Source organism: Desulfuromonadales bacterium (assembly GCA_035620395.1).
Classification (GTDB): Bacteria; Desulfobacterota; Desulfuromonadia; order Desulfuromonadales; family DASPGW01; genus DASPGW01.
Genome location: DASPGW010000234.1, coordinates 1 through 26,781 on the forward strand (window position 1 = coordinate 1; position 26,781 = coordinate 26,781).

At 62.9% G+C, this 26,781-nt stretch carries 30 protein-coding genes; 13 read left to right on the forward strand and 17 right to left on the reverse strand.

What is annotated here, in order from left to right:
- The 3 genes from VD811_12855 to VD811_12865 all read left to right on the forward strand — a co-directional run.
- Positions 1-217 (forward strand): transglutaminase domain-containing protein (locus tag VD811_12855; GenBank protein HXV21869.1); only part of this gene is annotated, 217 nt, incomplete at its 5' end.
- Positions 214-1,116, forward strand: coding sequence for an ABC transporter ATP-binding protein (locus VD811_12860; GenBank protein HXV21870.1), 903 nt, complete (start codon positions 214-216; stop codon positions 1,114-1,116). The genes VD811_12855 and VD811_12860, both read left to right, overlap by 4 nt.
- Complete coding sequence (locus VD811_12865) at positions 1,113-1,904, forward strand: ABC transporter permease (protein ID HXV21871.1); 792 nt, start codon at positions 1,113-1,115, stop codon at positions 1,902-1,904. The genes VD811_12860 and VD811_12865 overlap by 4 nt, the downstream gene beginning before the upstream one ends.
- Positions 1,905-1,967: 63 nt before the next feature.
- Here the strand turns inward: VD811_12865 and VD811_12870 are convergent, their stop codons facing one another.
- Positions 1,968-2,312, reverse strand: coding sequence for a DUF3024 domain-containing protein (locus tag VD811_12870; GenBank protein ID HXV21872.1), 345 nt, complete (start codon positions 2,310-2,312; stop codon positions 1,968-1,970).
- Positions 2,313-2,503: 191 nt separating this feature from the next.
- Between VD811_12870 and VD811_12875 the strand changes: the two genes are divergently transcribed.
- On the forward strand, positions 2,504-2,701 hold the full coding sequence (locus tag VD811_12875; protein ID HXV21873.1) for an SAP domain-containing protein: 198 nt from the start codon (positions 2,504-2,506) through the stop codon (positions 2,699-2,701).
- 9 nt (positions 2,702-2,710) lie between these two features.
- Here the strand turns inward: VD811_12875 and VD811_12880 are convergent, their stop codons facing one another.
- Both VD811_12880 and VD811_12885 read right to left on the reverse strand, forming a co-directional pair.
- A complete protein-coding gene (locus VD811_12880) occupies positions 2,711-3,115 on the reverse strand; it encodes a DoxX family protein (protein ID HXV21874.1) in 405 nt (134 codons plus the stop codon).
- A gap of 58 nt (positions 3,116-3,173) precedes the next feature.
- Positions 3,174-5,006 (reverse strand): UbiD family decarboxylase, encoded by a 1,833-nt coding sequence (locus tag VD811_12885; protein HXV21875.1) that lies wholly within the window; start codon positions 5,004-5,006, stop codon positions 3,174-3,176.
- Between the two features lie 405 nt (positions 5,007-5,411).
- Between VD811_12885 and VD811_12890 the strand changes: the two genes are divergently transcribed.
- A complete protein-coding gene (locus tag VD811_12890; GenBank protein ID HXV21876.1) occupies positions 5,412-6,158 on the forward strand; it encodes a LuxR family transcriptional regulator in 747 nt (248 codons plus the stop codon).
- Positions 6,159-6,206: 48 nt separating this feature from the next.
- Here the strand turns inward: VD811_12890 and VD811_12895 are convergent, their stop codons facing one another.
- Positions 6,207-6,431, reverse strand: coding sequence for a hypothetical protein (locus tag VD811_12895; GenBank protein HXV21877.1), 225 nt, complete (start codon positions 6,429-6,431; stop codon positions 6,207-6,209).
- 40 nt (positions 6,432-6,471) lie between these two features.
- On the opposite strand from VD811_12895, the gene VD811_12900 reads away from it, so the two are divergent.
- Both VD811_12900 and VD811_12905 read left to right on the forward strand, forming a co-directional pair.
- Entirely contained in the window at positions 6,472-7,098 is a 627-nt protein-coding gene (locus VD811_12900; GenBank protein ID HXV21878.1) for an acyl-homoserine-lactone synthase, read from the forward strand.
- On the forward strand, positions 7,095-7,538 hold the full coding sequence (locus tag VD811_12905) for a hypothetical protein (GenBank protein ID HXV21879.1): 444 nt from the start codon (positions 7,095-7,097) through the stop codon (positions 7,536-7,538). The genes VD811_12900 and VD811_12905 overlap by 4 nt, the downstream gene beginning before the upstream one ends.
- A 303-nt stretch (positions 7,539-7,841) precedes the next feature.
- Here VD811_12905 and VD811_12910 read toward each other — a convergent pair whose 3' ends face one another.
- The 3 genes from VD811_12910 to VD811_12920 are packed head-to-tail and all read right to left on the reverse strand — an operon-like array spanning position 7,842 to position 11,586.
- Complete coding sequence (locus VD811_12910) at positions 7,842-8,378, reverse strand: hypothetical protein (protein ID HXV21880.1); 537 nt, start codon at positions 8,376-8,378, stop codon at positions 7,842-7,844.
- Entirely contained in the window at positions 8,375-9,766 is a 1,392-nt protein-coding gene (locus VD811_12915) for an NAD(P)/FAD-dependent oxidoreductase (protein HXV21881.1), read from the reverse strand. The genes VD811_12910 and VD811_12915 overlap by 4 nt, the downstream gene beginning before the upstream one ends.
- Entirely contained in the window at positions 9,763-11,586 is a 1,824-nt protein-coding gene (locus VD811_12920) for an acyl-CoA dehydrogenase family protein (protein HXV21882.1), read from the reverse strand. Before VD811_12920 ends, VD811_12915 begins: the two co-directional genes overlap by 4 nt.
- Before the next feature lie 340 nt (positions 11,587-11,926).
- On the opposite strand from VD811_12920, the gene VD811_12925 reads away from it, so the two are divergent.
- From VD811_12925 to VD811_12935, 3 genes are all read left to right on the forward strand, one after another.
- A complete protein-coding gene (locus VD811_12925) occupies positions 11,927-12,637 on the forward strand; it encodes a hypothetical protein (GenBank protein ID HXV21883.1) in 711 nt (236 codons plus the stop codon).
- Between the two features lie 56 nt (positions 12,638-12,693).
- Positions 12,694-14,142 (forward strand): DUF3466 family protein, encoded by a 1,449-nt coding sequence (locus tag VD811_12930; GenBank protein ID HXV21884.1) that lies wholly within the window; start codon positions 12,694-12,696, stop codon positions 14,140-14,142.
- Positions 14,143-14,270: 128 nt separating this feature from the next.
- Positions 14,271-16,793, forward strand: coding sequence for a helicase C-terminal domain-containing protein (locus VD811_12935; protein HXV21885.1), 2,523 nt, complete (start codon positions 14,271-14,273; stop codon positions 16,791-16,793).
- Between the two features lie 96 nt (positions 16,794-16,889).
- Here VD811_12935 and atpE read toward each other — a convergent pair whose 3' ends face one another.
- From atpE to VD811_12965, 6 genes are all read right to left on the reverse strand, one after another.
- Positions 16,890-17,165, reverse strand: a complete 276-nt coding sequence (gene atpE / locus VD811_12940; GenBank protein HXV21886.1) for an ATP synthase F0 subunit C — start codon at positions 17,163-17,165, stop codon at positions 16,890-16,892.
- 68 nt (positions 17,166-17,233) lie between these two features.
- Positions 17,234-17,908 (reverse strand): F0F1 ATP synthase subunit A, encoded by a 675-nt coding sequence (gene atpB, locus VD811_12945; protein HXV21887.1) that lies wholly within the window; start codon positions 17,906-17,908, stop codon positions 17,234-17,236.
- Between the two features lie 6 nt (positions 17,909-17,914).
- Positions 17,915-18,295 carry an ATP synthase subunit I gene (locus VD811_12950; protein HXV21888.1) on the reverse strand — a complete coding sequence of 127 codons (381 nt, stop codon included), beginning with the start codon at positions 18,293-18,295 and terminating at the stop codon, positions 17,915-17,917.
- A complete protein-coding gene (locus VD811_12955) occupies positions 18,279-18,545 on the reverse strand; it encodes an AtpZ/AtpI family protein (GenBank protein HXV21889.1) in 267 nt (88 codons plus the stop codon). Before VD811_12955 ends, VD811_12950 begins: the two co-directional genes overlap by 17 nt.
- 93 nt (positions 18,546-18,638) lie before the next feature.
- On the reverse strand, positions 18,639-19,388 hold the full coding sequence (locus VD811_12960) for an RNA methyltransferase (protein ID HXV21890.1): 750 nt from the start codon (positions 19,386-19,388) through the stop codon (positions 18,639-18,641).
- A 59-nt stretch (positions 19,389-19,447) separates the two neighbouring features.
- On the reverse strand, positions 19,448-20,029 hold the full coding sequence (locus tag VD811_12965) for a DNA-3-methyladenine glycosylase I (GenBank protein ID HXV21891.1): 582 nt from the start codon (positions 20,027-20,029) through the stop codon (positions 19,448-19,450).
- Between the two features lie 248 nt (positions 20,030-20,277).
- Here VD811_12965 and VD811_12970 point away from each other — a divergent pair, with 248 nt between their 5' ends.
- The 3 genes from VD811_12970 to VD811_12980 all read left to right on the forward strand — a co-directional run bounded on the left by VD811_12970 (position 20,278) and on the right by VD811_12980 (position 21,450).
- Positions 20,278-20,505 carry a hypothetical protein gene (locus VD811_12970; GenBank protein HXV21892.1) on the forward strand — a complete coding sequence of 76 codons (228 nt, stop codon included), beginning with the start codon at positions 20,278-20,280 and terminating at the stop codon, positions 20,503-20,505.
- A gap of 80 nt (positions 20,506-20,585) precedes the next feature.
- The gene (gene msrB / locus VD811_12975; protein ID HXV21893.1) at positions 20,586-21,098 is read left to right on the forward strand and encodes a peptide-methionine (R)-S-oxide reductase MsrB; all 513 of its coding nucleotides are present in this window, start codon (positions 20,586-20,588) and stop codon (positions 21,096-21,098) included.
- 67 nt (positions 21,099-21,165) lie between these two features.
- Complete coding sequence (locus VD811_12980) at positions 21,166-21,450, forward strand: peptide-methionine (S)-S-oxide reductase (protein HXV21894.1); 285 nt, start codon at positions 21,166-21,168, stop codon at positions 21,448-21,450.
- Here the strand turns inward: VD811_12980 and VD811_12985 are convergent.
- The 4 genes from VD811_12985 to VD811_13000 all read right to left on the reverse strand — a co-directional run.
- Entirely contained in the window at positions 21,447-23,669 is a 2,223-nt protein-coding gene (locus VD811_12985; GenBank protein HXV21895.1) for a S8 family serine peptidase, read from the reverse strand. The genes VD811_12980 and VD811_12985 overlap by 4 nt on opposite strands.
- 236 nt (positions 23,670-23,905) lie before the next feature.
- A complete protein-coding gene (locus VD811_12990; protein ID HXV21896.1) occupies positions 23,906-24,397 on the reverse strand; it encodes a DUF192 domain-containing protein in 492 nt (163 codons plus the stop codon).
- Positions 24,398-24,417: 20 nt separating this feature from the next.
- Positions 24,418-24,864 (reverse strand): hypothetical protein, encoded by a 447-nt coding sequence (locus tag VD811_12995; protein ID HXV21897.1) that lies wholly within the window; start codon positions 24,862-24,864, stop codon positions 24,418-24,420.
- Positions 24,865-25,155: 291 nt separating this feature from the next.
- The coding region (locus VD811_13000) for a DUF2339 domain-containing protein (GenBank protein ID HXV21898.1) at positions 25,156-26,781 on the reverse strand (1,626 nt) is incomplete at its 5' end.

Consider the following 26,781-nt stretch of genomic DNA (forward strand, 5'->3'; position numbering starts at 1 on the left):
CGTCGTGGCCGGCCTCGCCTACGCCAACGACGGGTTCTACTACCACGCCTGGAACGAGGTCTGGCTCGACGGCTGGGTCAGCGTCGACGCGGTGTTCGCGCAGATGCCGGTCGACGCGACGCACGTGAAGCTCGTGGACGGCGGGCCGGAGCGGCACGTCCGGCTGGCCGAGGTGGTGGGACGGCTCGTGCTCACACGCATCGAGGAGGAGACATGATCGCGCTCGAACGCCTGCGGAAGAGTTTCGGGCCCCTGGTGGCCGTCGACGACCTCGACTGCACGATCGACGCCGGCACCGTGTTCGGCTTCCTCGGCCGCAACGGCGCCGGCAAGACCACCACCATCCGCATGCTCTACGGCTTCACCCCGAAAAGCGGAGGGGTGCTGCGGGTCTTCGGCCTCGACATCGACCGTGAGCTGCGGGCCATCAAGGCGCGCATCGGCGTCTGCCAGCAGGAGAACAACCTCGACCCGGACCTCACCGTGCAGCAGAATCTGGAGCTCTTTGCCCGTTATTTCGACATCCCCCGCCGCCAGGCCCGGGAGAAGGCGGAAGAGCTTCTCGCATTCATCGCCCTCGCTCACCGCCGCAACGACAATGTCCCAACCCTCTCCGGGGGAATGATGCGCCGACTGGTGCTCGCCCGCGCCCTGATCAACGACCCCGAGCTGCTGATCCTCGACGAGCCGACCACCGGCCTCGACCCGCAGGCGCGCCACCAGGTCTGGCAGCGGCTGGACGAACTGAAGGGCAGGGGGCTGACCATCCTGCTGACCACCCACTACATGGAGGAGGCGGCGCGCCTCTGCGACCGGCTGGTCATCATGGACCACGGCCGCGTCCTGGTCGAGGGGAGACCGCACGACCTCGTGCAAGCGCACGTCGGGCGGGAGGTGATCGAGATTCTGGCGCCGGCGGAACCCTTGCGCGAATACGTCCGGCAAAAGGGGCTGGAACACGAAGATCTCGGACATCGGCTGATCATCTACAGCGGCGAAAGCGACGCACTTTACCATCGGCTGGTCGATGCCTACTGCCGGGAGGGATGCACGCTGCGCCAGGCCACTCTCGAAGATGTCTTTCTGCGCCTGACCGGCCGGGAGCTGCGGGAATGAGCGAAGGGCAAACGACCGCGATCACCCGGCGCTTCCTGCGCGTCTGGCAGCGCAATCTGCTGGTCTACCGGCGGACCTGGAAAATCAATTTCCTGCCGCCGCTGCTCGAACCCCTTTTCTACCTGCTTGCCTTCGGCGTGGGGCTGGCGGTTCTGGTCGGCAGCGTCAGCTACCGCGGCAGTGAGGTCTCTTACGTTGCCTTCATCGCCCCGGCCCTCATCGCCGTCAATGCCATGAACAGTGCCTTTTTCGAAAACACCTACGCCTCATTCGTCCGCATGTACTACCAGAAGACCTTCGACGCCATGCTGGCGACCCCCCTGTCCCTGCCGGAGATCATCAGCGGGGAGATCCTCTGGGGGGCGACCAAGTCGGTCATCGGTACGGCGATCATGATGACGGTCATCAGCGCTTTCGGCCTGCTGCACTATCCGCACGCCCTGCTGCTGCTGCCAGTCGCCCTTTTGGGCGGCCTCGCTTTCGGCGCCGTCGGCATGCTCTTCACCTCGATTGTTCCCAATATCGAGACCTTCAACCTGCCGGTCTTCCTTTTCGTCACGCCGATGTTCCTCTTCAGCGGCACCTTTTTCCCACTGGAGAATCTTCCGCCGTGGGCGCAGTCACTGGCCCGGCTGCTCCCCCTCACCCATCTGGTCAACCTGACGCGTGCCCTGAGTTTCGGGCGTTTCGATGGCGAAGGGGCCTGGGCGGTTGCCTATCTGGCCCTCTTTGCCGCGGTCTTCTTTCCCCTGGCGCTTTGGCGGATGCAGCGGCGGCTGATCAAGTAGGGGTGCTGCCAGCTGCGCCCGCTGGCCGGGTGGGAGATAGGGCGTCTGGTACGGGAAGGGCCGTCACTCCCAGAAAAGATGCAAGGGATCGGCGTCGAGATGCTGCAGGAGTTTGCCCAGGTCCAGGGTCGGACCGACGTTCAGATAGAAGCGCCAGTGCTGTTCGCGGTCCGGGTAGTGGAGGGACCATTGGCCGAGTTCATGACTGAAGCGAAAGCGGGCAACGGGAGTGGCGACCCCCGCACCGGAGCCGCCAGTATTCGCCTGCTCGGCAAAGAGAGTCACGTGGTCGTCGCGGATACTGAAGGATAGTCGTATCTCGCCCCGGCTGCCGGAAAAGAGGTGCCCGGCGCAGTAACGGGTGAGGATTTTTTCGGCGGACCGTCGGACCAGTTCGGGCAGAGCCATCGATCATCACTCCGGATTGACGTTGGGAAGCAATGCCCGGAGGCGGGTATCCCGGGTCGGCGGATCGGATCGGAAAAATCGTGGGACCATTTGACAGGAGGGTTTTGGTATGGTTGATGTTAAGCCGTCAGTGAAAAATTCCGGCAGATATCAGTTAGGCCATTCCGTATGCCGTATCAAGGAGAGACGCCATGAAAGTGACCGAGATTCGTGAACGGGGCCAGGCCATGGGGATGACGGGACTGGCAGGGCTGCGCAAGGGCGAAATGATCCGGGCGATTCAGCGGGCCGAAGGATACCAGGATTGCTTCGGCGCCGCCTGGCGTTTCGACTGCCCGCAGCTGGGGTGCGCCTGGCGGGCCGATTGCCTGACAAAAAATCCCGGCTGACCGATCGGCCTAACCCTTGTCGACGCTGTAGCGGCCAGGCCCGATGAACAGCAGGCTGAAGAACAGGATGCCGAGTTCGATGGCGTGGGAGGCGGCGAGAATCCCCTCGCCCTTGCCGAGGTGCATGTTGGCGGCAACGGCCATGGTGATCGTCAGCAGCAGGCAGGCCGGGCGGAAAAAGAGGCCGAGGATCAGGCAGAGGCCGCCGGCAAACTCGCTGAGCGCTGCCGCCAGGCCCCAGGCGGTCGGCACCGCATGAACCCCGGCGAACTGCATCGCCAGTCCCACCTTCTCCCACTTCTCCGGACCGCCCACCAGCTTCGGCCAGCCGTGGTAGAGAAACATGGCGCCGATCCCCAGGCGCAGCAGCAACAGGCCGAATTCGCGATATTTCCCCAGAAACTTCAAGGCCATTTTTCCTCCGTGTGATGCCCCTGGCGTTATCCGCCGGTTTTAGCGCAACCGCTACTTCCTAGATGATTCCATGGAGCGGACCGCCCGGCGCTCCCAGGGCATCGACCCTTTTCTCCACCGCGGGGTCGTCCTCGAGCGGCGGCGCGTGATGAGGCTTACGCCGGGCGTCGATGACCAGCGACCCGGCGCAACCCCAGTGCTTGTCCTCGACTGCGGCGCCGACGCCGTGGATGTCGGCGGCCGGATCGGAGCGGGTGAAGGTTGCCCAGACGAAGTTGTTCAGGGTACGGGCGGTAAAGTCGCTGTCATCGACCACAACCACAAGGGGGAAAGCGTTGAGCGGGTCGCTCTCTGCATAGAAGTTGCAGAACCGAGGCACTTCCCCGTCGCCTCTTTCCGTCGCCGGCGGCCCCTGGATGGCCAGCACCCCCGGCAGCACCAGGCGCGGGGCGGAAAACCCGGGCGGCAGACGCAGTCCGCCTGGCAACTCGGTCGGCAGCGCTCGTCGGACATCCCCGGCAGCGGCGATCACCACCTTGGATCCTTCGTTCAAACCGCGGCCGGAGTAGTCGAGGGTGTCGATGGTGGTCCGGGTCTCAAAATGCAGGTCGCGGCACCAGTCTACCCGCTCCAGCAGGTGCCGGAAGAAGGCGGGCAAGTCGTGAACGTCGGGCCGGGGTTCGTCCTCCCGGGCGACGATCATCAGGTACTTGGCAAGGGAAAGCTGCCCCTGGCCGAGGATGGCGTTGGCCTGGGTGAGCAGTTCCTGTGGCCGGCGGCCGCCGGCATAAGGGACGTAGCGTTCACTGCCGACCGCCAGCAGCAGGGGGTGAACGCCTGCCGCATCGACCGCATGCACGGCCTGTACGCCAGGGAGGACGCTCGGGATGAGCGGCCCGGTCAACTCGTGGATGAAGGCGCCGAAGGTAGTATCCTCCTGCGGCGGCCGGCCGACGGTGGTGAAAGGCCAGATTGCTCCGGGGCGGTGATGGACCCGCTCCACCCGCACCACCGGGAAATCGTGGGCGAGGCTGTAGTAGCCTAGGTGGTCGCCGAAGGGGCCTTCGGGCAGCAGTCGCTGCGGGTCGATACTGCCGGTGATGACGAAATCGGCCTCGGCCGGCATCGGCAACTCACCGGGGCGGCAGACCAGCGGCAGGCGGTGGCCGCCCAGCAGGCCGGCGAAGGCGAGTTCAGGCATTCCTTCCGGCAACGGCATGACGGCCGCCACGGTCAGGCTCGGCGGCCCGCCGACGTAGATATTCACCCGCAGCGGCACGCCCCGCTCGATCGCTTCGGCGTGATGTACGCCGAGCCCGCGGTGGATCTGGTAATGCAGGCCGATCTCCTCGTTCGGGATATACCGGCCACCAGAGAGTTGCACCCGGTACATCCCGAGATTGGACTGTCGCCAGCCCGGCCGTGCCGGGCTCTCCGAATAAACCTGCGGCAGGGTAATGAACGCTCCGCCGTCCAGCGGCCAGGATTTGAGCTGCGGCAACCGGTCGATGGCGGTGGTATGGGCAAGGATCGGCCCGCTCCCCACTTTTTTCGGGAGCAGGGTCAGGGCGGCCAAAGGTGCGTTCAGGTAAGCGAGGGGGTGCCGAAACAAGTCGGCGGGATCCGTTTTCAGCTGGACCAGGCGACCGATGGACGCGAGCGTATCGCGGAAAAGGTAGCGGGCCCGCTCCAGCGTGCCGAAGAGATTGCCGAGCATAGGGAAAGCGCAGCCCCGGACCCGGGTAAAAAGCAGCGCCGGCCCGCCGGCCTGGTAAACCCGGCGCTGGATGGCGCCGGCCTCCAGGTCGGGATCGACTTCCTGTTCGAGGCGGATCAGCTGTCCGGTCCGTTCCAGGTCTCGAACGCAAGCGGCCAGGTTGCGATAACCCATTGGATTCCCCTGTGCTTTCATGTATCTTCAGGAGGAGTATCTTACCTGAGCGGTCGCGGGAATACAACGCTCGATTCGCGTCTGTGTTTACCGGGAGCTGGCGATGAGGTCACCTGGCAAGCAACATTGATAGAGTATTGTTTTGCGCCTCTGCGGGGAAGTCAGCGGGTTTGGTTGGCCACAGGCCTGATATATTTCTTATTCACGACAAAGTCGTGATTGAAAAAAACAATAAACACTGTTATAGACTTGACTATCCCAGTGGGTGGCCTTTCGGCGCGAACCTGACATGAATATCAACCTCGTTATCGTGCAACGAAATAAAACGAGACAGCCTCGGCGGTTGGCACGTGTTGGCCTGGCCACTCGTTCGGGAGCCCGGCGGAGATTGCGGAGAATTTAGCCATGACACCCGCCACCTGCCAGGAAATCATCGAGGCACTGGAAACGGCCGGCACGGTCGAAGAAATCCACGAGATCTGTTCACGCATCTGCACTCATTACGGTTTCGAACATTTTGCTTATGTGGCCAGAATCCCGGTTTCTCTGGCCAAACCCTATATGTGCTATGTCAGTGGCTTTCCAGAGGAATGGCGCGACCGCTACCTCGGCCTCGGCTACATGCAGATCGATCCAGTCGTCCATCACTGTCTCAAGCATGTCACCCCTCTCCCTTGGGACACGGTCGAGCCACCGGAAAAAGGAGACAAGCCGGTCTGGCAATTCATGGGCGAGGCCCGCGAATTCGGTTTGAAGAGTGGCGTCAGCCTGCCGATGCACGGCGGTTTCGGCGAAACGGCCCTGCTTTCGCTGACCTCGAATGAAAATCCGGACCAGTCCCGGAGCCGGATCCGGGCGGCTCTTCCCTTCGTCTACCTGATTTCCGCCTACCTGCATGAAGCGATGCGCCGCGTCATCGCCAGCGAACAGATCGATCTGAACAAGGCCGAACTGACCGAGCGCGAAAAGGAGTGTCTGCTCTGGGCGGCTGAAGGGAAAACCTCCTGGGAGACAGCCCAGATCCTCCATATCTCGGAGCGGACCGTCATCTTCCATCTGCAGAACGCCGCCAAGAAACTCAATGTGGTCAATCGCCAGCATGCCATCGCCCGGGCCGTCGTCATGGGCCTGATCACCCCGCAATTCGGCTGAACTCCTCCACCTTTTTTGGTAAAATTCCTTTCCGTCTAACAGGAACGGTCACTTTTCGTCTCCGTTTTCCCCTTCTCTACGGATAAATCGTACCCGCCACCCAATTTCAATTGCATTGCCTGTTAACAAGTTCTTATCGAGCACCAAAATACAGTGATAATCACCACCTGTGATTGCATAGTCTGTTAAAAGCAGTAAGAGTTTGATGATGGCTCGATGCTTTAATGCGTAAAAACCTGTAAGTTCTGACAGCTTAAATAAAACAAGGCCCATGTTTTAATTCCTCCGAGCCCTGACCAAGGAGGATAAAAACATGCAAAGCGTTGTGGCGTTCAAGTCGAACGATGTACAGGTTGACAAACAGATGGTCCGCAGAATGTACCGGTTCCGGCACAAGGTGTTCCGTGAGCGTCTCGGCTGGGAAGTGGAGAGTCGTAACGGACTTGAAATCGATCATTTTGACGAACTTGAGCCGATCTACATGGTCAGCCAGAACCACCATCAGGAAATAACGGGAAGCTGGCGTCTGCTGCCGACCATGGGACCCTACATGCTCAAGGACACCTTTCCGCAGCTCCTCTGCGGCGAGACCGCTCCCCAGGACCCCGGCATCTGGGAAGTGAGCCGCTTTGCCACCATAACCTCCAGCCACCGGGGGCGTGTCCAGGCCAACCTCGGCCAGGTCACTCTCGATATGATCCGGAGCCTGCTCCCCTTTGCCGAAGAGCACGGCATCCGCCATTACGTCTTTGTCACCAGCGTGGCTCTCGAGAGGCTCGTGACCCGCATCGGTCTGCCTCTGCGACGCTTCGGTGACGGACAGGCACAAAGAGTGGGCAAGGTTCTTTCCGTCGCCTGCTGGCTCGATGTCAACGAGCAGTTTCGCCAGGCGATCGGCAGCGGCAAGGCCGCTGCTACGGCTGGAGAGGAGGCGGCATGACCCTGCTGCTGGTCCAATGCGAAATGCGGGCAACCCCGCTTCTCGGCGAGCTCTGCCAGGGGAGGGCGCACCGGATCCTGTCCTGCCGGACCATCCGCGAGGCGGCAGACATCTGCATTCGGCTCGGCGGGAGAATCGACTGGATTGTCATCAACGGTATCCCGGCTGGTGAGGGTCGTGATCTGGTCGGGATACTGCGGGCGACGGGGTGCCAGGCGCCGGTCGTCAACCTCAGTGCCGGCGAGTGTGCGACGACCGGGGAAGGGTTGCCCCGCCAGCTGGCCAGCCGGCAGCGGCTGACCCGGCTGGATCTTCATCGACTGTTGACACAGCCGGGGGGCGCCTTTGGGTGCGAAGAGATTCTTTTCGAGTATCATGCGCCGCATCGGGTCAAGGTGCAGACGGCATTAAGAGAAAACGGCGGGACCTGTAACATCTGACAGTTACGACGGCCAGGCCGGATGGTGTTAAATGTCGGTCAATTGACGGCCCGCTGTTCCAGTCATTTCTCAGCCGGACCAATGCCGGCGATCGTTCAGGGCACGTCATAATCCATTGCACGGATGGCGCTCAGTCTTCGTTGCACCTGTCAGCAGGGGGCGGAGAGCAGTTGTCCGCATGAAAAACGGGGCGCGCGGCCAGCGGGGAGGGGGCGCAGGCCGCCGGAGCCATTCGTGCAATGGGTTATGACGTGCCCGCAATAAAACGGCCAGACTCCCGAAAGAGTCTGGCCGTTGTTTTTTTCAGCGACTTCGCCAGGCGCTCCAAAGCGGGAAGCCTGAGGTTTCCCGCAAAAGCAGTACATTGTCCGTTTTCTTCACCTCGGCGGCAATCAATGCCGGCATTCCCTCGAAAATCACCTGTGAGCCGGTGACTTCAATAACATCACCTACGCCGAGAGAAAAATCCTGCCGTTCCAGGTACCACAGTGGTCCGAGGTGAACGGGGAGAGACATCTCCCGTGTCTTCAGCAGCAAATGCAGGCCGTCGGCCATGCCATCGGCGGGAACCAGTTTCTTGATCCAGACCACTTCCCCTTTCAGGGCGCGGGCAGCCATCGGATCGTACAAGCGGTTGTAGGGCAGCCCTGCGCCCCAGCCGCCGCTGCCGCGTCCCTGGAACCCGTCTCCTGCCACCGCTGATCCGGCTGTCAGCAGTATCAGCAATAGCAAAACCATCCATCGCAGTGCGTTTTGTTGCATTTCCCCCTCCTGGTAGTGAGTTGTTGTTTGCCCGTCGGTACCCATTACCGACGAAGCGGGCGAATCGTCTGGCTTCAACCGGACTGGCGCTGCCGGACGTTTTCCAGCGCGGCCAGGCGCAGGCCGTCGCTGATGGTGGGATAGACGTGGATGGTCTGGGCCAGTTCGTGGACGCTAAGGCCGCAGCGCAGCGCCACGGTCGCTTCGTGGATGATGTCGGCAGCCCGCGGGGCAAGCAGTTCCACCCCCAGCAGTCGACCGGAGCCTGCCTCGGCGCAAAGGAGGATGCCGCCGCGTCGTCCCCCCATGACGTGAGCCTTGGCTACCATCGCGAGGTCGAGAAAGGTTTCGACTACCTCTTTGCCTTCTTCCCTGGCCTGCGCCGGGGAGAGCCCGACCCGGGCGAACTCGGGATCGGTGAAGACCGCCATCGGCGTGACCCGGTGATCGATGCGTCGGTGCGCTTCCGGATCAAGCATGTTCTCTACTGCCGCCTCCGCTTCACGGGCGCCGGCTGGAGCGATCAGCGGTGGGCCGGTGCAATCCCCCGCCGCCCAGATCCCTTTGGCGGAGGTGCACATCTCCTCGTCGACGGCGATGAAGCCGGAGCCGTTTACCTGCACGCCGGCCGCCTCCAGGCCGATTCCTTCGGTCGCCGGGGCGGTGCCGACGGCGAACATCAGGCGTTCGGCAGTGTAGCGTCTTTTCTCCCCGTTTACCATGGCAACCAGGCAGCTATTGTCACCGTCACGGGAAACCCGTTGCGACTCGACGTTGAACTCGATGCAGATACCTTCGTCGCGGAGGACTTCCTCGAATATTGAGGTCAGACGGGGGTCAAAGTCCTTGAGCAGGCGCTCGCCCCGTTCCAGAATCGTCACCTCGGTGCCAAAGCGCCGGAACATCTGTCCCATCTCCAGGGCGATGACTCCGCCGCCGATGATGATCAGGGAGCGGGGAAAGCAGTCGAGGTGGAGGGCCGAATAACTGGTCAGATAATTGACCTCCTCCAGCCCTGGCAGACGCAGAATACGAGGGATGCCGCCGCAGGCGAGGAGAAACCGGTTCGCCACGAGAACATCGGCGCCAACCTGCAGCTCCCGGGGGGAGATGAACCGGCCGTGCCCCCGCCGAACCTCGACGCCCCGGGCCTGCTCCAGTTTGCTCAGATAATTCTCCCGACGCACAGTCTCTACCGCCGCCTGCTTGGCGGCCATCAGCCGCCGGCACTCCGGTGGTCCAGCGGCCAGGCCGGCTCCGAACGGGGCGTTGCGCACCGCCTCGAAGCGGGCCTCGGCCTTGGCGATCAGGGTTTTGCTCGGAATGCACCCCCAGTTGACGCAGGTGCCGCCCAACTCGCTCTGCTCAACCATCAAAACCCGTGCCCCCAGCTCCGCGGCCTTGAAGGCTCCGGCCAGCGCCGTGGTTCCGGAGCCGAGAATGACGATGTCATGCCTGGCCGTCATGTGTCTTCCTTCCAGGTGCTGACGATATTTTCTTCCAGCCAGGTGTAGTCGCCATCGAGAAATTGGCGGGCGGTTTTGTAGGCGAAGGCGTCATCATTACGGTAGACCTCACGATGCAAGGACTGCAGCCGCCGCTTTGCCTGCCGGCAGAAAAGGTCGGCCAGCCCTTCGGCTTCCTTCTCCCGTGCCGATGCCGCCCGGGAGATGACTGCGGCCATGGCGAAGAGTTCGGCGCCGCTGTCGACCAGCCGGGCGAGGATCATCTGCTTGCGCTGCAACCCCTGCCGGTAGCGCCCCATCATGTGGAAGAGGTCGCGGGCGAGGCGCCGGGCGGCGCGTTCGGCATAGCGCAGATGGCCGGCCAGGCTCGCCGGCAGGTCGAGGTTTCCGGGGATGCCGAAGCGTGGCAGCCAGAGCACCGGGTACCAGAGAGCGTAAAATTTCGCGGCACCGATATAATCGACCTTCTGCGAGGTGGCCGAGGCACCGGCGATCTTCAGGTGCGGGTCAAGGGCCTCGCGGGCAATGAAGAGGCGCATGATCTCGCTGGTCCCCTCGATAATCAGGTTGATGCGGGTGTCGCGCAGCAGCCGTTCCATCGGCATTGGCAGCTCGCCCCGACCGCGCAGCGAGTCGGCGGTCTCGTAGCCGCGGCCGCCACGGATCTGCACGCCGGCATCGACGGCCCGCCACATCGCCTCGGTGCAGTAGAGTTTGGCTATCGCCGCCTCCAGGCGGATGTCCTGTTCCCCCCGGTCGGCCATGGCCGAGGTCAGGAAGGCCAGACTTTCCACCGCGTAGAGGTCGGCGGCGAGGGCGGCAATTTTGGCCGCCACCGCTTCGTGGTGACCGACCGGCGCCCCCCACTGTATCCGCTCGTTGGCCCAAACGCGGGCGATGGCAAGGGTCTGCTTGATCACCCCGACACTGGCCGCCGGCAGGGTGAGGCGGCCGGTGTTGAGGGTGCGCAGGGCGAGGCGCAGGCCGCCGCCGCGCTCGGTAAGAATGTTTTCGGCGGGCACCCGGACGTTGTCGAAGCGCAGCAGCCCGTTCTGGATGCCCTTCAGGCCCATGAAGTCGCAGCGGTGCTCGGTGGAGAGGCCCGGCGAGTTTCCTTCTACAATGAAAGCGGTGATTTCGGGGCGCTCCTCCTGCGGGTCGTTGGTGCGCGCCATGACGATCAGCAGTTCGGCAACCGGGCCGTTGGTGATCCAGAGCTTGCGCCCGTTGATTAAAAAAGCGCGGCCGTCCTCGGTTGCGACGGCGGTGGTGGTCATGTTCGACGGGTCCGAGCCGGCTCCCGGCTCGGTCAGGGCGAAGGCGCTCATCGCCCCGGCCGCCAGGCGCGACAGGTACTTCTCCTTCTGCTCGGCGGTGCCGAAAAGCTTGAGCGGCTGGGGGACGCCGATCGACTGATGGGCCGAGAGCATGACGGCGGTTGAAGCACAGTGGCTCGACACCAGTTGGATGATGCGATTGTAGTTCATCTGAGAGAGTCCCAGGCCGCCGTACTCCTTCGGGATCTTGATGCCGAAGAGCCCCATCTGGCGCAGACCGTTGAGGACTTCCGGCGGAATCTCCTTCTCCCGGTCGATGCGGTCGGCGTCGACCTTCTCGGCGAGAAAGCGCCTCAACTGCTCCAGCACGGCGTCGCCGGCCAGGCGGTCAGCCGCATCCTGCTCCGGAAAGGGGAAGACCAGTTCCGGGCACAAACGGCCCATGAACAGTTCGCTGACGAAACTCGGCAGTCGCCACTCTTTTTCCCGTGCCTCCTCGGCAACCTCCAGGGATCGTTTTTCTTCGGCCTTCTGCGCACTCATGTGCATCTCCCGGGGAAATCGAATAACGAGGCTTTGGCACAAGAATAACAGGTATTTGGCGGGCTGCATAGGGACTCAATGCGCTGCCGTGGGGAGGAAAACCCTCCTCTTCTCCCTGCTTGCCCCGGATTTATGGCGCCTTGAGGCGATCTCCTGCTGCTTCGCGCTCGCATCAGTAAGCAATCGATAGGCGGGAGCTTGCGGCAGTCAGCGCTATGCCAAAAATAGTTTGAAACAACCATTTATGAATGCCCGGCATTAATTTAGATTGCACTGCAAGCATGCCTATGATAAATACCTGAACTTCTTGGCAACTTTAATCAAAAGGAGGGAAATGAACATGCTGAACGTGAAAGGTGTATTGCTTGCCGTATGTGGTCTTCTGTTCGCGCAGAGCCTGGCGTTTGCCGGACTGCTCGGCCCTGCTCAGCCGACGGGGAAAAAGGGAGAATTCTCCTTCGGCCCCGGCCTCGTTCTCTATTCGGGTGAACTGGATAACGATCTCGACTTCCAGCAGACGCAAGTCTATGCGCAGTTGGGGTATGCCCTGACCGACCAGGTCGAGGTCTATCTGCAGGGAGGCGCCGCCGATCTGACCGTCGAGGGCCTCTTTGCCAGCAACGATTTCGAGGACGGTTTCCGTCCGTTTGGGGCGTTCGGCTTCAAAGCCCTGCTGGCCGACCGCAAACCCCTCGGCATCGGTCTCTTTGCCCAAGGAACGATTTTCTCCGATTACGACGACCAGCGGCAGGTTGGCGGAATCTCCACCAAGGTGGAGTTTACGAAGGCCTTCGAGGTGGCTGGCGGCGTGGTCTTGCAGAGTGTGCTCGACGGGGCCATTCTCTACGGCGGTCCCTATTTCTTCACGCGCGAGGGAGATGTCGATGTCACCATCGGTCCCCTGCAAGGCAGCGGGTCCTTCGAAGAAGACGGCAATTTAGGCGCCTTCATCGGCATGCGCTGGCCCCTAAGGAACGGCATCAACGTCGATCTGGAAGGTCATTTGCGGACCGACTTCTCCATCGGCGCCGATCTTCTGTTCAACTTCTAAGGCCAATCGGACTGTACCAATAGCAGGCCACAGAGACAACTCAAGGGGGGGATCCTATGTCAAAACTGTTGAAGTTTGCGATTGTGTTTCTGACCTCTGTCGCCATTTGCGCTTGCGGAAGCGGCGGCGGTGGCGGCTCCGACCTGCCCGTTGCGGGCGATGCTGCCACGCCGGGCACTCCGGGCACTCCAAGTACTCCGAGCACCCCAGGTGACTTGGGAGCGCTAACCGATCTCGGAGACCTGCTGGGTTCCGCTGGGGACAACTGGTACTATACCAAGGCAGCCGCCATCAACGATGCAGGACAGATTGTCGGACAGTCCAATGCCGGTAGTCCGGTCAAGGCCGCTTTCATGTGGGACCCGGCAAGCAGCACCATGACTGAGCTTGGCATCCACCCTGGAACATACGATGATTTTTTCGGACTCAAGACCACACCCACTACCAACTTTTTCCTCTATAGCGAAGCTATCGGCATCAATAATTCCGGTCTGGTCATCGGTAATTCGACTACGGGCACTGGGTGGCCGAACGAAACGGAGAAACGGGCCTTTCTCTGGCACCCGACCTTGGGTGCGATTGACCTTGCTCCGCCAGCTTTCATCGACAGCACTGGCAAAACCATTATCAAATCCTTTTCAGAGGCGGTCGACATCAACAGCCTCGGTGAAGTCGTCCTGACTGCCGACGATGAGAAGGGGCGGCATGCTTACTACTGGGACGGTTCAAGCCTAACGACCGTAACCCTTACCCGCGAGGATTCCTCGACCTTGGCTGTTGATGTTCCTGCTCTGACGCTTTTGGGCCGCATCCTCAACCAGGATGGCGAAGCCGTGGCCATCAACGAAAATGGCCAGACAGTAATCAACTCGGGCGGCACCGCCGTCTTCCATGACCTCAACATTGATGTCATCGAATCGCTGAACCATCTCCCCGGGGCTTCGAATACCAAGGCAGTCGACATCAACAACCAAGGGAGCGGTCGCGGCCATATTGTCGGCACCTCTGGCAATCGCGGGTTCTTCTGGGATGGCGGTGCCATGTACCCCATCGACACCCTGGGCGGAGACTCCAGCGAAGCGGTCGACCTCAATGACCTCGACCAGGTCGTGGGCAACGCCAAGACCGCCGACGGATCGACCCATGCCTTTCTCTGGCGCCTGGACGCCGGCGGCAAAGGAGTCATCACCGATCTTGGCACCCTTGGAGGTGCCAGTAGCTTTGCCGTAGCGATCAACGATGCCGGTCAGGTCGCAGGCTATTCCGAAACCGGCGAAACCTATTCCGAGGGTGGCATCACCGTCAATGTTCAACATGCCTTTCTCTGGCATAACGGGACCATGTACGATCTGGGCACCCATAACGACTTTTACAGCTACCCATTCATTCCTCCCTATCCCACCAGCGAAGCAGTCGGGATCAATATCAGCGGCGAGGTAGCCGGCAATTCCATCACTATCAACTCCCATCCGCGCGGATTCAGCCTGTCACCAAACTTTCCCTGACGCTGGTTGTTTTATGCTGTTCCTGAAAGGCGGGGCCGTTCGGCCTCGCCTTTTTCAGTTAGTTCTCCGCTCTTCACATTCCGGCCCCCTTCTTCTATAATGGGACCCTTTTGAGGAGCCCGACCCTGATGCAGAAAACCTTTTCCACTGCCGCCATCCATGCCATGCGCACGGCCATTGCCGAGGCCGCCGGCAATGAGGTCTTCTTCCTCGGCCGCACCGACGGCGAGCGCCGGGTGGTCGAGGTCGAGGTGCTGGCACGGGGGAGCGCCGAGGCGGTTCCGGCCATCCTGCAGCTCTGCCGCTACGGCGACGTGGTCATCCACAACCACCCCTCCGGACACCTGCAGCCCTCCGGCGCCGATCTCGAGATCGCCTCGCGGTTGGGCGCCCTCGGCGTCGGCTTCCATATTGTGGATAACCCTGTGGAAAACGTCTACCGGGTGGTGGAGGCTTTCGTCCCGAAGGCGGAGACTCGGGTTGATCCGGAAAGGATTGCCGCTCTGCTCGGTCCCGACGGGGCGGTGGCGCGCTCCCTGCTCGGCTACGAGGAGCGTCCCGAGCAGCTGCGCATGGCCTTCGCCGTCGGCGAGGCCTTCAACGGCGGGAAACTGGCGGTAATCGAGGCCGGCACCGGCACCGGCAAGAGCCTCGCCTACCTGGTGCCCGCCCTGCTCTGGGCGCTCGCCAACGAGCAGCGGGTGGTCGTTTCCACCAACACCATCAACCTGCAGGAGCAGTTGATCCGCAAGGACCTCCCCTTCCTGCAGCGGGCCGCCGGCCTGGAGTTCAGGGCGGTGTTGGTCAAAGGTCGGGGCAACTACCTCTGCCTGCGCCGTGCCGAGACGGCTCACCTCGAGCCGGGGCTCTTCGATGAAGAGCACGCCGCCGAACTGGCAGCCATCCTCGAGTGGGCGCAGAAGAGCGCCGACGGCTCGAAGGAAGATCTCTCCTTTTTGCCCAAAGAGGAGGTCTGGGAGGAGGTGCGCTGCGAAGCCGACCAGTGCTCGCGGGTGCGCTGCGCCCACTACGGCCGCTGCTTCCTGCACCGGGCGCGGCGCGAGGCGGCGCAGGCCGACGTGCTGGTGGTCAACCACGCCCTGCTCCTCGCCGACCTGGCAGTGCGCCAGCAGACCGACAACTACACCGCCGCCGCCGTTCTCCCCCCCTTCGAGCGCATCATCTTCGACGAGGCGCACCACCTGGAGGATGTCGCCACCAGTTTCTTCTCCGCTCAGGTGACCCGCTTCGCCTTCGCCCGGGTGCTGAACCGCCTGCGCCATCCGCGCAAGCCGGAGAAGGGGCTGCTGCCGCGGCTGCTCGCCGTTCTCGCCCGCGAACTCCCCGACAGCGAGGATGACCTTTACCGCGACCTGCACGGGCGCATCGAGGCGATTCTCGCCGGCCGCCAGGCGCTCTTCGACCGGGCGGTGCGCGACCTGGAGGCAATCGGCAGCGAACTCGCCGCTGCCCTCGGCAAAGAAATTTCCGAGCGCGAGGAGTTCAAGCATCGTATCGTCCCCGCCTTCACCCAGAGCGAAACCTGGCACGCCATCCGCGAGCGGGTGCGCGAGCTGGCCAGGGAGACGGAACTTTTGGCCCGGGCGGTGCGCGAGTTGCTCAAGGCGAGCGGGCGCATCCCCGAGGCGGTCACGGAGAAGGTCGCCGGTCAGGTCACCGACCTGCGCGGCGTCGCCGGGCGGATCGAGGCGATCGCCGGCGACCTCGCCTTCTTCATCGGGACGGAGGCTTCGACCTGCGCCTGGTTCGAGGTCGGCAAGGGGCGCATCGGCCGCGCCACCGGCATCGTCACCCGCCTCTGCACCGCCCCCTTGGAAGTGGCCGGCAGCCTCAAGGAGGCCGTCTACGACCGCTTCCGGACGGTGGTGCTGACCAGCGCCACCCTTGCCGTCGGCGGCACCTTCGACTACTTCCGCCAGCGCGTCGGCCTCGACCGCACCGAGGCGGAGCGGCGGGCGGAGCTGCTCCTGGCATCCCCCTTCGACTTCGTCCGCCAGGCGCTGGTCGCGGTGCCGACCGACCTGCCCGAACCGGGGCGGGCCGGCTACCCCGAGGCGGTGCGCGACCTCACCGAGCGGGCGGTGCTGGCTGCCGACGGCCGCTCCTTCGTCCTCTTCACCGCCTACTCCCTGCTGCGGCGGGTGCACGGCGAGCTCGCCCCGGTGCTCGAGGCGCGCGGCTACCGCTGTCTGCGCCAGGGGGACGACAATCGCCACCGCCTGCTGAAGCGGTTCGCCCAGGACGCCACCAGCGTCCTCTTCGGTACCGACTCCTTCTGGGAGGGGGTCGACGTGCCGGGACGCTCGCTGGAGCAGGTGATCATCACCCGTCTGCCCTTCAAGGTGCCGACCGAACCGGTCCTGGAGGCGCGGGCCGAGGCGATCGAAGCGGCCGGCGGCGACCCGTTCATGGCCTACACCGTCCCGCAGGCGGTGATCAAGTTCAAGCAGGGTTTCGGCCGCCTCATCCGCCACCGTGACGACCGTGGCGTGGTCCTCATTCTCGACAGCCGGGTGGTAAAGAAGGGGTACGGACACACTTTTCTGCGCTCGCTGCCGGGCGCCAGGGTGCTCGCCGCCCCGGCCGACTCGGTATTCGCCGAGATCAGGCGTTTCTTCGCTGCCGAATGAAACGACTCTTTCGCCTCCGGCGCGGTACCGCACGGCCGAAAAAAAACGGGTGAGTCCGGCGGACTCACCCGTTTTTTTGCTTTCAAGTCTCGTCGATCAGCCAGCAGTGCGGCCGACCAGTTCAACCACCTGGGTGGTGAAGGGGTTGGCGAAGAGGATGATCATGCACACAACGAAGACATAGATGGCCAGGGACTCGATCATGGCCAGACCGATCATCATCGTGGTCAGGATCTTACCGCTGGCACCGGGGTTGCGGGCCACGCCCTCGACGGCGCTCTTGATTGCGAGCCCCTGGCCGAGGCCGGTTCCGAAAGAACCGATGGCCATGCCGAAACCGGCAGCGATCATACACCAAGCGAAAAATTCCATGTTACTGCTCCTTCCTGTGAGTTGTTGTTCCTATACGGTATAGGACTTAAGTTTCGCCAGGGGCGAAATCAGTGAGCTTCTTCCAGGGCGCCGGCAATGTAAATCATCGCCAGCAGGGTGAAGACGAAGGTCTGGATGCAGGCGACCAGCACGCCCATCAGCATCATGGGCACCGGCAGCAGGAACGGCACCAGGGCAAAGAAGATCATCAGGACGATCTCGTGGCCGTACATGTTGCCGAAAAGACGCAGCGAGAGCGACAGGGGGCGGGCCAGATGACCGATCACCTCGATGATGAACATCAGCGGTGCCAGCACCAGAATCGGTCCCATGAAGTGCTTCAGATAGGAGACGCCGTGCTCCTTGACGCCGACGATGTGAGTCATGGCGAAGACGGTCAGCGCCAGGGCGCCGTTGGTGTTGAGATTCGCCGTAGGCGGCATGAAGCCGGGGATCAGGGCAATCAGGTTGGAGACGAGGATGAACAGGGCGAAGGTGGCGATGAGCGGGAAGTAGGCCTTGCCCTTGTGCCCCATCGTCTCCTCGATCAGGTTCTCGACGCCGCTGACGACGACTTCCATGAAATTCTGCAGGCCGCCGGGGACCATCTTGATCGCCCGGGAGGCGGCGAAGGCAAGCAGGATGAGGACGAGCATGACGAACCAGGTGTACATCACGTGTTCGCCGATATGCGTGCCGATCTGCTCTTCGAGCCACTTCAGAAAAAGAAACGGGTGCGTCATGACGGGTTACTGCCTCCTCGTTGGGAACGATCGTTTCAGGGTGGTCCAGAGGATGTTGATGACCACCACCGAGAGTCCTGCAGCCAACCCCAGCGGGTTGACCCTGGCAACGGCGATGAGCAGCAGCAGAACCGCTGCCAGGCTGCCGAGCCGAACAATATAATTGATTTTGAAGCTACGGGCCGAATGCCGGGACGGAGCGGCGATCACCTTCTTCAGCGAGTGGTGAAGCCAGAGGAAGCCGCCAATGGCCACCAGTCCCCCGGCGAGCACCCCGAGGGTGACGGGAGCCGAGCGCCACAGCAGGCTCAGCAGGACCAGGCCGGTCAGCACGACCCAGTTGCGCCGGGCGATTTCGCCCAGCAGTCGATCATCCTGGTCCTTCACCGTCTTTATGTTCTTTTTCGTTTTCCCGCTGCTGGCGTTTGAGTTCCCGCTCGGTCAGAATATAGACGTTGCGGAAGCCCGAAACAATCCCGAAGCCCAGAAAGATCAGAGTCAGCCAGGGAGAGGTCCCCAACCACTTGTCGAGATAGTAGCCCATGGCCAGCCCGATGAAGGTAGCAGCCACCATGGAAATCCCGACGCCGGACAAAAAGCCCAGCGATTTGATGAGTTGGCGCCTATCCTCGGCCATGTCTACTTGTATACAGCATACAGTCTTGCAGTCTTGTGGAAAAACCGTTGTTAGATATCACAGGGGGGGGATGGATGTCAACCGTTTTTCCGCTCAACCCTCTCCCCGCTTGCGCCCGCGCCAGTCGTTGACGCTCCATTCGAGCTGACTCCACATCCCCCGCAGGATGGCCAGATCGCGCCGGTCAAGACCGGCCCGGTGGTGGAGCCGACGTAGAGTGTTCATGACTCCCTCGGGGCGGGCAGGGTTGAGAAAGGCGATCCGGGAGAGGAGCTGCTCGATCTGATGAAAGAGCGCCTCCAGCTCTGCCGCGTTCGGCGGCTCGGCTGGCCCCTGGTTGACGGTCCGGGCGGGGCTTCGAGCGAGCTCGTGCAGAAAGAGCAGAACCGCCTGTGCCAGGTTGAGCGAGCCGACTTCGGCCGCCGTCGCCACCGTCGCGGCGCGGGAGCAGAGAGCCACCTCTTCGCTGGTCAGCCCGGCATCCTCGCGGCCGAAGACCAGACCGAGTCGTCCCCCGGGCGGAAGTTCTGCCTGCAACCCGGGGACCTCGGCAATGTCGAGCAGTTCGCCACGCAGCCGTCCCGTCCGCCGCGTCGTCGCGACGGTCAACTGCAGATCGGCAATCGCCGAAGCCAGGTCGGAAAAGAGCCGCGCCTGGCCGAGCAGGTGGTTGGCGGCAACGGCGAACTTGCGCGCCTCGGGATGCAGGTGGGCGCAAGGGTTGACCAGGCGCAGGTCGCTGGCGCCGAAATTGGCCATGGCCCGGCAGACCATGCCGATGTTGCCCGGGTTCTGGGGTTCGACCAGAATGATGGCGACGTGCTCCAGGGAGGGGATAGTCATGCGCGGTACGATACAGCAAAAAGGGGGCAGGCGCCAAGTACTCTTTGCCGGGTTTCGGCTCAGCTGCCTTGAATGATCTGTTGTCGGCGGAAGCAGTCGAGGGTGTGGTCGTTTACCATGCCGGTCGCCTGCATGTGGGCGTAGCAGATGGTCGAGCCGACGAACTTGAAGCCGCGGCCGCGCAGATCCTTGCTCAGTGCATCGGATTCCGGGGAGGTTGCCGGATAGTCGGTGAGGGAGCGCAGTTCGTGGATGACCGGACGGCCGTCGACGAAGCGCCAGAGGTAGGCGTCAAAGCTGCCGAACGCCTCCTGCACGGCAAGAAAGCTGCGGGCGTTGCCGACCGCCGCCTCGATCTTGGCGCGGTTGCGGATAAGGCCGGGGTCGCCCAGCAGCTCGGCAATCTTCTGCTCATCGTAGCGGGCCACCTTTGCCGGGTCGAATTGGTCGAAGGCGGCCCGGTAGTGCTGCCGCTTGCGCAGCACGGTGTACCACGAAAGGCCGGCCTGGGCTCCCTCAAGGACGAGGAACTCGAAGAGCAGGCGGTCGTCATGGACCGGCACGCCCCATTCTTGGTCGTGATAGGCGACATAGTCGGGCTTGCCCAGGTCGACCCAGGGACAGCGGCAGCGATTGTTCACGGTTCGCTCCTTCCGAAACCCCAAGATAGGGGGTCCTCTGCGGGTTCTGGCGGTTTGCCGGAGCCGGGGGGCAATAATTCTAATCATAGAGGAAAAAGTGCGAATGGGAAGGTCCGAATGCGTGGTCATAGCCTGTGGTTGAAAGACTCCCTGGGCAATGCCGCGCCGGCAAAGCGTCCTCGCCTGTGCTAAAATGAGATTGAAAAGCAAAGGCAAGTTCCGTTTGCGAACCTGAAAGGAGTGCCGTTATGGCGGGAATCTATGAGTGTACAAGCTGCGGGGTGGTGACCACCAGCAAGGAAGATCTCTGTAGCCCGAGGTCCATAAGCAGCAAGAATGAGTACTGCGGCGAGTCCCCGGCAGAGAGTGCTGTGATGTGTGAGCCGATGGCCAAGAGCCTGGAATACGAGTGTGGTGGCTGCGGCCGGCCGACAGCAGACCCCGGCCTGGTTTGCACGCCGGAAAAGAAACGTTAGTCGGTATCGAGCGGGAATGTAAAAAACGGGGCAAGGCCTTGGGACCTGTCCCGTTTTCATGCACCCAGGGAGAGTCAGCGATGAAAAGCAGGGGAGTGGTTGTCGGGCTGCTGCTGGCCGGATTGTTTGTCGTCGGGCAGTCGGACGGGGCGGAGCCGCTGAAAGTCTATTCCGTCGACGAAGGGAAATACGTCATGACCGAGAAAGTTGTCAAAAGCAAGGAAGAGTGGCGCCAGACTCTGACTCCCGAGCAGTTCCATATCCTGCGCGAGAAGGGGACGGAGCGGGCCTATTCCGGCAAGCTGCACGCCAACCATGAACATGGCATTTACCGTTGCGCCGGCTGCGGCCTCGATTTGTTCAGCTCGGAGAGCAAGTACGAGTCGGGGACCGGCTGGCCGAGCTTTTACGCCCCGGTGGCACCGGAGAATGTCCGCTTCGGAGAAGACAGCAGCTTCTTCATGACCCGCACCGAAGTACTCTGCCCCCGCTGTGGCGGCCATCTCGGCCACGTTTTCGACGACGGACCCGAGCCGACCGGCAAGCGCTACTGCATGAATTCGGCGGCGCTGGAGTTCGTGCCGATGAAATGATGCATGACCCAGGGGAGAGTTTCATACCCGATTCTGCTGGGAGAATATGAGATGAAACGGCTGCTGGTTGTGTTGCTCGCCCTGTTCGCGCTGGTCGCAGTCGCGGCCGCCGCAGGCGAAAGCGGGCAGGGAACAAAGCCGATGGATACCAGCCGCCTCGGGCCGGTTCACCCGGCAGATCGTCACCGAGATTATCCCGGTCTCAGTCTTTTATCCGGCCGAAGAGTACCATCAGGACTATTACAAGAAGAATCCGCTACGCTACAAGTTCTGCCGTCATGGCTCGGGCCGCGACGAGTTTCTTGACAGTGTCTGGGGAAAGGCGCCGGGAGAGGCCACCCAAGAGCACTAACGGGTAGTGAAACTTCTGATCGCGCTCTCCGTGCGGCCGCCCCGGCCATCCACGGCCGTCACTTTCCAGAAATAGGTGGTTGCCGGCATCAGGCCGGTCAGCTCATGGCTGCGACGCTCTACTGTGGGCTCGACTACGGGAGCTCCGCCTCCGCCCCCACAGGAGAGCAGCAGCATCAGGACCGTTACAAGTAGGCCGCCGGCCAATACTTGCCGTTTTTTCTTCCTGGTGCCGGACGCAGCGCCAAAGAACACCAGAAAGCCGCCGACGCCGGCCAGCAGGACACCGCCGCCGGCAGTGGGCAAGAGGGTGACTTCAATCGGCGTGCTCTGGCTGAAATCCGGCGACGTGGAAAACAAAACCTCGTGGGTCACTGCATCGCCGTCGGCGTCCGACAGCTGATCCCATTGCAGCACAGCAGAAGTGAGGAGGTCGGTTGCACCGTCGGTCGGTGCGACCGGTTGCGGCGTCGGCGGTGGCGAGTTGCCGGTGCCGGTGAGTTCAACCGAGGTGACGCCATCAGCCGAACCGTTTGAAAAAACGTCAAGCCTTGCTGCGAAGCTCTGGTGGGCGGCGGGAGCGAAGTGAACTGTGACCGTGCAGCTCTCCTCGGCACTCAAAGCCCGGTTGCAGGTATTGCTGGTAATTGAGTAGGCCGATGGAGGTCCGGCAACACTGATGGACGGGATGAACAGGAATCCGCTCCCGTCGTTTTGCAGTGTCAGCGCTCTGGTTGCCGAGCTGCCGACAGGAACATGGCCGAAGGGGAGCAAACTGTCACCCGTGGGATCAACCGGATCGACGACGCCCAGAAGGGCATCATTCAACAGATTGAATGCTGCCGGCGCGTCCACCAGGCCGTAGCCGTAACTGTTGTCGGCGCCTGATTTCCCCATATCCACAGCTGACGATTTCATAACGGTTTCGAGGGCCTCGACCCTGGTCTCGGGAAAGGCGCTGAGCAACAGGGCCATCACCCCGGAGACATGCGGCGCGGCGAGGGAGGTGCCGTCCATTCGCACGAAGGCGCCGGACGATGCACCACCGACGGTGAGGTCGGCGGTTCGCACGTTGTACCCGGGCGCCATCGCTTCGGGATAGACCGTGCCGTCGCAGGCCGAGGGGCCACAGGCGCTGTAGCGGGAGATTGCCGTCGTCGATTGGTCGGTGCCGACCGACCCGACCGCGAAGGCCTCCGGATAGTTCGCCGGGGCAACGCTGGTGTTGGCATCGGGACCGGTGTTGCCGGCGGCGAAAACGACAGCGATGCCGGCCGCTTTCAGCGCCTGCAGATCAGCCTGGAAGACCCGGACCGACGAGTCGCAGACGCCGGTTGCCTCGTCGAAACCCCAGGAGTTGTTGACCACGTCAGGCGCGTCGTCGGTAGCCGGGTTGCCATCCGGGTCGAGCAGCCAGCCGAAACCCTGGTGGATGGTGCTGTATGAGGCCGTCCCGGCATCGTTGAAGATTTTCACGGCGATCCATTGCGCCTCCGGTGCCACGCCGATGACCGAGCCGCCGGCGTTTCCTCCGACCAGGATCCCCATCACGCCGGTGCCGTGACCAGCCACATCGGCCGGGGCAAGGGAATGCTCGCCGTTCGGATCGAACCAGCTGTTGCTTCCTCCGCGCCAGCGCGGCCCGAGGTCGGGATGGGAAAGGTCCACCCCGCTGTCCATGATCGCCACCGTCACCCCCTGGCCGGCGAACCCCTGTTTCCAGAGCGTAGGTGCGTTTACCAACTCGATGTTCGGTTCGACCTTCCCGCTGACTAGCGACGGCGAGATCTCGGGCAAGGAGAGGGAGATGACCTCGTCATAACGGAGGCTCTGCACCTCTGGTCGCGCGGCCAGAGCTTGAATCGTCTCCGGAGAGGCGGTCACCGCCAGACCATTGATGATCCATAGATCCTTGATCGGCCCGACTCCCCGTCCACGCAGGAATTCCCTTGCCGGCGCTTGTGCCGCCGAGGCCCGGCTCTTCAGGGTGCGCACCAGTTCGGCCCGGCGCAGATGGCGGGGACCGGCGGGCAGGCGGGAGAATTCCACTCCGTTCCGGAAGGTGACGATGACTGGAATGGTTTCGGCGCCGCCGGCGTCCGCAAGAATGGACTGTAGTCGGGCATCGACGGCGGCTGCATGAACAGCTGGAGTCGGACAAGCGATGATGACCAGAAAGAATGAAAGGATAACAGCGCAATGGTAAGACAGATTTTTCACGGCTCTCCCTTGGGCCCGCCGCAATGCACCACCGCAGCAGGCTGCATTATGAAGAGTAACTATATCACTAACCCGGTGCAAAAAAGCAAGCCCCCTCGGGGGTCACGAACCTGACCCGAGCAAAGCTAGTCGACTGTGAGGGAGCGACTTGGACTTCAATTGCTCATCGGCAGGGCGAGGAGTGGGGCGGCGTAGAAAAGCAGGAGGCAGTCGGCAAGGAATGGTTTGCGGGGGGCTCAATATCGCTGCCAGCGGATGCGGCAGTTCTGATCGATGCCGAAACGCCGGGCGAAGCCGCCCCTGACTTCCACCACATAACTTGCCGGTCCGGCAGAGCTGTAGGTCCGATCCGACAGGGGGATGGCTTGTTCGGCGATATTGCGCACCCGGCCATCCTCTGCCACGAAGATGATGTCCAGGGAGCCTGGCGTATTGCGCATCCAGAAATTCTGGATCGCCGGAGCTTCAAAAACGAACAGCATCCCCTCTGTGTCGTCCTTCAGCACGCGGCCCATGAGCCCTGTGGCACGAGCCACGGGGGCGTCGGCGATTTCAATGCGGATGGCGGCCCTGACGGGGCGGTCAGGGCAGAGAAACTCAAGCTGCCCATCCCCCCGCAGTGCCGGCATGGCCGGATCGGCGACGGGGTTAGGACCGCCGAAAAGAGGAGCGGGCACGAGCAACAGCAGAACGATCCAAAGTTGCGCCGGCCTGGGGATGAAACGCATGGGGTCGATCTTTCCGGGGGCTACGAGTGCCCCTTCTTGCCGTTGCCTTTGCTCTTGGGTTTGCCGTTGCGGTCGGCTGCGCCGGCCGGCTGCCACCCCAGCTCCCCCTGCTTGAGGGCCTTGAAGGCGGCCGAACCGGGTTTGATGCCAAGGCTCTGAGCGAGCGCCCCCCAACCCTGCCCCTTGCGGGAGCGGTACTCACGCAGAACGACTTCGACCGGTTGGCGGGACTGCTGCGCCAGCCATAGGCAGACGGCGACATCGGCCGGCCGGTCGACGGAGCGGAACGCTAGGTCGAGCTGTGGGCCGGAGGCTCCGAAGTGGGCACCCACCTGGGTCCTGAAACCGCCCAGGTCGGCCTCGGCGCTGACGTTGAGGCTGCGCAGGTAGACGTCGAGGTCGGCGCGGGCGACCCCGGCGGTGAGCAGGACGAGGGCGAAGGTGGTCAGCAGGGGTCGGCAGAGCATGGTCGTTTCTCCTTGTCGGGCGATCAGCCGGGCGGAGGGCCGTCCGCGGGTTTATGAAGCGAAGATCAACGGCATTAAGGAAGTTACACGATTCGTGCCAGCCGATGGGGGGCTTTGGCGGGCGACTGGCGTGAAACCAGCGGCGTTTGCAGTGGAAAGATACGGGATTTTACGGTCGTCCCTGTCAAAAAAAGGCAGCTGCCGCGTCTCGGGCGAATCATTGGCACGAAGCTGGTTTGGTTAACCTCCATGTCGGCCTTGTGAAGCCGCGGATTGTGATCTTGCATGGCTCTACCTCTCCAGCCCTGCCTCCCTCGCTTGCGGCGGCACCGGCGAGAGATAGCCGATCAGCAGCATGAGCAGTCCGACGCCGATGAAGGAGACGATGCGGGCGACCGTGCCGACGCCGGCGAGGTCAACGGTGAAGAGTTTGATGACCACCGCCGCCAGCAATGCGCCGCCGGTCAGCCAGACCGGCCGCCGGCTGCGGCGGGTGGCGAAGACCATGGTGGCGAGCGCCGTCAGACTCCAGCAGAGGGAAAGCGAGGTCTGCAGAAGGGCCGAGTCGAACATGACATCGAAATGAAAGGGAACTTTCCCCCAATAGTGCACGGTGCGGACGATGATCGCGTTGAGCCAGACGAAGAGCGAGGCGGCCAGGGCCATCGGCTGCAGCAGTGACGCCAGTTGGGGCCATGACGCCGCCTCGCCGGTGAGCAGGCGGCGCGCCCAGAAAAAGAGGGTAAGGTGGACCAGCGCCACGCCGACATCGAGGACGTTGAGCAGTGGCAGGTAGGGGAGGGGCCAGGGGTCGCCGCTGCGGGTGAGGTTGACGTAAAGCGCCCAAATCCCGGCGAAAAGGACCAGTGGGCCGGCAGCGAGACCGAGGTAGAGTGGGAAGTGGCGGCGCAGCGGCCACGGCAGTGCTTTCCCGCAGGTGGTGAAGAACGCCGCAGGCAAGGCCGGTGTCACCCCCCAGACGAGCAGCCGCCAGCTGCCGGCAGGGGGCAGAAAACGGGCGAGGCGCCAGTCGATCTCCCGGATGGCCAGCAGCGTCAACAGCCACAGGCCGCTGGCGTGCAGAAAACGCAGGTGGAGCGGCAGGGTTTTGGTATCCGGTTCCTGGCGGTGCAGCAACCAGAAGTGGGAGACGAAGGCGACCGGCCAACCAAGTGTGCCGAGGCCGGCAAGGGGGTGGGCCCGGTGCCCCGCCATCTCGAAAGCCGCCAACAGCATCGCCGGCAGCAGGAGCAGGGCGGCGAGCCGAAGCATTCGCCATTTCGCTCGGTTGCCGAACAAGTCGGCAACTACGGCAGAGCCGGCGAAGAGGAGGAGGACGGCGCCGTTGCGGTAGGGGAGGGCAACGAAGCGGCGGATCTCCTCCAGGCCGATGCCGTACCACCAGAACAGCCCCCAGGCGAGGAAGAGGAGCTCGATCAACCCCTCATCCTGGCGCAGCCGCTCGCGATAGCGGTCGACGAGAAAAGCGGTGAAGAGGCCGGCGGCGGCGAGGAACAGACCGCTGACGTAGAAGCTGTTGAGGATTGCCCACTCCCCGCGTGGCAGGAGCGCGCCGGGCAAGAAGGCGAGGCTGGCGCCGACCTGCAGCAGCAGGCCGCAGAGGCGCACCGCCAGCCGCCTCTGGCGCACGCCTACCCAGACCATCCCGGCCCCTTCGACGGCCCAGATCGAGGCGAGCTCCCGGCCATCGAAGGTGAGGGGGACGGCCAGTGTGAGAAAGACCGCCCCCATGGCAAGAAAGGCCTCGGCCAGGGGACCAAGGTCCGCCGCCCCCCGCCAGCGCAGCGCTGCAGCGAGGCCGAGATAGAAAATTCCCAGGGCGAAGGCGCTCCAGGCGAGGCCGTAGCGGCTGTCGGCAACCAGCATCCCCTGCAGGGTAAAGGCGATCAGCGGGGT

Bases quoted from the DNA above. Each gene is read 5' to 3' on its own strand.
- VD811_12860 (HXV21870.1), top strand. From the start codon at position 214: ATGATCGCGCTCGAACGCCTGCGGAAGAGTTTCGGGCCCCTGGTGGCC.
- VD811_12865 (HXV21871.1), top strand. From the start codon at position 1,113: ATGAGCGAAGGGCAAACGACCGCGATCACCCGGCGCTTCCTGCGCGTC.
- VD811_12870 (HXV21872.1), bottom strand. From the start codon at position 2,312: ATGGCTCTGCCCGAACTGGTCCGACGGTCCGCCGAAAAAATCCTCACC.
- VD811_12875 (HXV21873.1), top strand. From the start codon at position 2,504: ATGAAAGTGACCGAGATTCGTGAACGGGGCCAGGCCATGGGGATGACG.
- VD811_12880 (HXV21874.1), bottom strand. From the start codon at position 3,115: ATGGCCTTGAAGTTTCTGGGGAAATATCGCGAATTCGGCCTGTTGCTG.
- VD811_12885 (HXV21875.1), bottom strand. From the start codon at position 5,006: ATGGGTTATCGCAACCTGGCCGCTTGCGTTCGAGACCTGGAACGGACC.
- VD811_12890 (HXV21876.1), top strand. From the start codon at position 5,412: ATGACACCCGCCACCTGCCAGGAAATCATCGAGGCACTGGAAACGGCC.
- VD811_12895 (HXV21877.1), bottom strand. From the start codon at position 6,431: ATGGGCCTTGTTTTATTTAAGCTGTCAGAACTTACAGGTTTTTACGCA.
- VD811_12900 (HXV21878.1), top strand. From the start codon at position 6,472: ATGCAAAGCGTTGTGGCGTTCAAGTCGAACGATGTACAGGTTGACAAA.
- VD811_12905 (HXV21879.1), top strand. From the start codon at position 7,095: ATGACCCTGCTGCTGGTCCAATGCGAAATGCGGGCAACCCCGCTTCTC.
- VD811_12915 (HXV21881.1), bottom strand. From the start codon at position 9,766: ATGACGGCCAGGCATGACATCGTCATTCTCGGCTCCGGAACCACGGCG.
- VD811_12920 (HXV21882.1), bottom strand. From the start codon at position 11,586: ATGAGTGCGCAGAAGGCCGAAGAAAAACGATCCCTGGAGGTTGCCGAG.
- VD811_12925 (HXV21883.1), top strand. From the start codon at position 11,927: ATGCTGAACGTGAAAGGTGTATTGCTTGCCGTATGTGGTCTTCTGTTC.
- VD811_12930 (HXV21884.1), top strand. From the start codon at position 12,694: ATGTCAAAACTGTTGAAGTTTGCGATTGTGTTTCTGACCTCTGTCGCC.
- VD811_12935 (HXV21885.1), top strand. From the start codon at position 14,271: ATGCAGAAAACCTTTTCCACTGCCGCCATCCATGCCATGCGCACGGCC.
- atpE (HXV21886.1), bottom strand. From the start codon at position 17,165: ATGGAATTTTTCGCTTGGTGTATGATCGCTGCCGGTTTCGGCATGGCC.
- atpB (HXV21887.1), bottom strand. From the start codon at position 17,908: ATGACGCACCCGTTTCTTTTTCTGAAGTGGCTCGAAGAGCAGATCGGC.
- VD811_12955 (HXV21889.1), bottom strand. From the start codon at position 18,545: ATGGCCGAGGATAGGCGCCAACTCATCAAATCGCTGGGCTTTTTGTCC.
- VD811_12960 (HXV21890.1), bottom strand. From the start codon at position 19,388: ATGACTATCCCCTCCCTGGAGCACGTCGCCATCATTCTGGTCGAACCC.
- VD811_12970 (HXV21892.1), top strand. From the start codon at position 20,278: ATGGCGGGAATCTATGAGTGTACAAGCTGCGGGGTGGTGACCACCAGC.
- msrB (HXV21893.1), top strand. From the start codon at position 20,586: ATGAAAAGCAGGGGAGTGGTTGTCGGGCTGCTGCTGGCCGGATTGTTT.
- VD811_12990 (HXV21896.1), bottom strand. From the start codon at position 24,397: ATGCGTTTCATCCCCAGGCCGGCGCAACTTTGGATCGTTCTGCTGTTG.
- VD811_12995 (HXV21897.1), bottom strand. From the start codon at position 24,864: ATGCTCTGCCGACCCCTGCTGACCACCTTCGCCCTCGTCCTGCTCACC.